At 75.7% G+C, this 3029-nt stretch carries 3 protein-coding genes; 2 read left to right on the top strand and 1 reads right to left on the bottom strand.

From position 1 onward, the window contains the following. Positions 1-204: 204 nt before the first annotated feature. Both GT045_RS04325 and GT045_RS04320 read left to right on the top strand, forming a co-directional pair. Positions 205-1149: a LysR family transcriptional regulator gene (locus tag GT045_RS04325; protein ID WP_202527097.1), complete on the top strand. Its 945-nt coding sequence runs from the start codon at positions 205-207 to the stop codon at positions 1147-1149. Between the two features lie 168 nt (positions 1150-1317). Beyond that, positions 1318-1797, top strand: a complete 480-nt coding sequence (locus GT045_RS04320; RefSeq protein ID WP_161333332.1) for a PPOX class F420-dependent oxidoreductase — start codon at positions 1318-1320, stop codon at positions 1795-1797. A gap of 105 nt (positions 1798-1902) precedes the next feature. Here GT045_RS04320 and GT045_RS04315 read toward each other — a convergent pair whose 3' ends face one another. Continuing rightward, entirely contained in the window at positions 1903-2577 is a 675-nt protein-coding gene (locus tag GT045_RS04315) for a response regulator transcription factor (protein ID WP_161333331.1), read from the bottom strand. Positions 2578-3029 lie beyond the last annotated feature (452 nt).

Raw genomic sequence — 3029 nt, 5'->3', positions numbered from 1 at the left:
GGGCGGCGGCCGGTCCGCCGCGCCCGGCGGCGGCGCCAGGCCGCCGACGTCTTTCGGACGACGCTCTCAGCGGCCGCCCGGCGCCGCCGGGGTGCGACGAGCGGGACCCGGCGGAGGGCGGTGGCGCACCGGTTCACGGGTGCGCACGAGCGCTACGCGCATGCGGTCACCGGGATGTACGCCTGTGTAATATGCGTGCCCGTCATGGACTTCACGGATGTGTCACTCACCGCGCTGCGGGTCCTGCGAGCCGTGGCGGAACAGGGAACCTTCACCGCCGCCGCGGCATCGCTGGGCTACACCCAGTCGGCGGTCTCCCGGCAGATCGCCGCGATCGAGCGCGCGGCGGGCGCCGAGCTGCTGGAGCGACGGCGGGACGGGGTGCGGCTCACCCCGGCGGGCCGTGTCGTCATGCGCCGCGCCACGGTCGTGCTCGACGAGATCGACGCGACCGCGCGGGAACTGTCCGGCCTGCCCGGGCAGGCCGGGACGGTCCGGCTGGGCTGGTTCCCCAGCGCCGGCGCCGTACTCGTACCCCGGGCGCTGGCGGCGCTGCGCCGCACGGACCCCGAGCTGCACGTCGTCGGCCGGGAGGGCGGCACTCCGGCACTGGTGCGCGCTCTGCGGGCCGGCAGCCTGGACCTGGCCCTGCTCGCCTCCGCCCCTCCGTTCCGGCCACCGGACACCGAGTCGCCCCCGCTGCGGCTGCTGACGCTCACCGAACGCGCCCTGCGCCTGGCGGTGCCCGCCGCACACCCACTGGCCCGCGGCGACTTCGTCGACGTGGCCGATCTGCGCGGCCGGCGCTGGATCGCCGGTTCCTCCTCGGGGGACGACCACGTGATGGGCGTCTGGCCCGGCCTGGACGAGCGGCCGGAGATCGCTCACACCGCCCGCGACTGGCTGGCCAAGCTGCAACTCGTCGCGGCGGGCTGCGGCTTGACCACCGTACCGGCCGTCTTCGCCGCGGTGGCGCCCCCCGGCGTACGCGTCCTCCCGGTACGCGGCGGCCCCCAGGAACAGCGACGCCTGCTCCTGGCCCGCCTTCCGCACCCCCCGACCGAGGCGGTCACCCGCCTGACCGCCGTACTCCGGGCGACCGCCCTGGACACCGACGGTCCCGCTCCGCCACCGTCTCCCCGCCCGTGAGCGGTCCCGGCGCCGGTGGCGCGCCGGTTCCGGCCGCCGCGACCGCGCCGGGGCCAGACGGCCACCACCGGGCAGCCGCGGGGGAGTCGCGGGGGAGTCGCGGAGGACGGGCGGGACGCGGTGGAGCTCCGATGCTTGATCGCCGCCGGGGCCGGGCAGGACGCCCCCATGACTGCTCTTCCCAAGGAGATCCGCGAGAGGATCGAAGCGCCGAACATCTGGTACGTCGCCACGGTCGACGCCGACGGCGCGCCGCACGTGAGCCCGATGTGGGTCGGCCTCGAAGGCGATCTGGTCGTCTTCAACACCGCTGTCGGGCGCATCAAGGAGCGCAACCTCCGCCGCGATCCGCGCGTCTGCCTGTCCAGCGCGGACCCGGACGACCCGTACGACCGCGTCCAGATCCGGGGGCGGGTGGTCCGGTTCGTCGAGGGTGCGGAGGCGGACCGGAACATGGACCGGCTGGCGGCCACCTACGTGGGCACCGAGCGGTTCGAGTGGGGCATCCCGGGTGAACGCCGTGTCCTCGCCTACGTGGAGCCGACGAAGGTACGGCACGTCGTGGGCGTCGAGCCCCTGCCGCCGGGCGCGCCCGGCTCGGGGAGCCGGGGCCCGTCGCCGTCCGGCGTGCAGGAGCAGGACGGCTGACGGCGGACCGCGGGGAACCGGGCGGAACGACGGGGCGGCTCGCCGTGGCCGGGCGGCCCGCCGACGCGGGCGCGCGCGGCGGGCACCGGGTGCGCCACGGTCCCGCTACGGCTCCAGGTGCGAGGCGAGGACCGCCGCCTGGACCCGGCGCTGCACACCCAGTTTCGCCAGCATCCGTGAGATGTGGTTCTTGACGGTCTTCTCCGACAGGTAGAGCCGTCCACCGATCTCGCGGTTGGTCAGCCCGTCACCGACCAGGGCCAGGATGTCCCGTTCGCGGGGCGACAGGCGGGCCAGCTCGGGCGGCAGCGACGGGGCCTCCGCCGGGTCCGTACGCAGGGACCGCATGAGCCGGGCCGTGGTCATGGGGTCGAGCATCGACTGCCCCGAGGCGACGGTGCGGACGGCGGAGACGAGGTCGGAGCCCCTGATCTGCTTGAGCACGTAGCCCGACGCCCCGGCCATGATGGCGTCCAGCAGGGCGTCCTCGTCGTCGAACGAGGTCAGCATCAGACACGCCAGCTCCGGCATCCGGCTGCGCAGCTCCCGGCAGACGGTGATGCCGTCGCCGTCCGGCAGCCGTACGTCGAGCACGGCGACGTGCGGGCGCAGGGCGGGGCCGCGGGCCAGCGCGTGCTCGGCGGTGCCGGCGTCGCCGACCACGCGGATGTCCGGTTCACCGTCGAGCAGGTCGGTCAGGCCGCGCCGGACGACCTCGTGGTCGTCCAGCAGGAAGACACGGATCGGATCCAGCTCGGTGAAGGCACGTGTCTCGGTCATGACGGCCTCTCGTTCCCCGGGGACGGACAGGCTGCGGCTGCCCACGAGCTGATCATCCACCGTCCGCCGCCGGCCGGCCAGGGCCGACCGGCCCTACTCGTCCCATGGTCGCCGCGGCCACGGCACCACCGCACCCCGCCCCCGCCCACTCACCCCGTCGTCGTAACGGCCGGGGGTGCCACCGCACCCCACCCCCGCCCACTCACCCCCGTCGTCGTAGCGGCCGGGGTGCCACCGCACCTCACCTCCACCCACGCGACGCGACGGTCGTCCCACGCGACGCGACGGTCGTCACGATCACGGCCCACCGACCTCGCCCGGTCACGGCTCCACCGACCTCGCCCGGTCACGGCACCACCGACCTCACCCTCCCCGGCGGCCGCACCGGCCGCGCCACAGCCGGGCGGCCGGTGCGGTGCCGGCGTCCGGGGCGGGGCCACCAGGCCCCCGCA

The organism is Streptomyces sp. SID486 (assembly GCF_009865385.1).
GTDB lineage: Bacteria > Actinomycetota > Actinomycetes > Streptomycetales > Streptomycetaceae > Streptomyces.
Note: the sequence above shows the minus strand (reverse complement) of the source record. Positions and strands in the feature narration are given on the sequence as shown.

Coding starts and splice junctions, on each gene's coding strand:
- GT045_RS04325 (WP_202527097.1), top strand. CDS start 205: ATGGACTTCACGGATGTGTCACTCACCGCGCTGCGGGTCCTGCGAGCC.
- GT045_RS04320 (WP_161333332.1), top strand. CDS start 1,318: ATGACTGCTCTTCCCAAGGAGATCCGCGAGAGGATCGAAGCGCCGAAC.
- GT045_RS04315 (WP_161333331.1), bottom strand. CDS start 2,577: ATGACCGAGACACGTGCCTTCACCGAGCTGGATCCGATCCGTGTCTTC.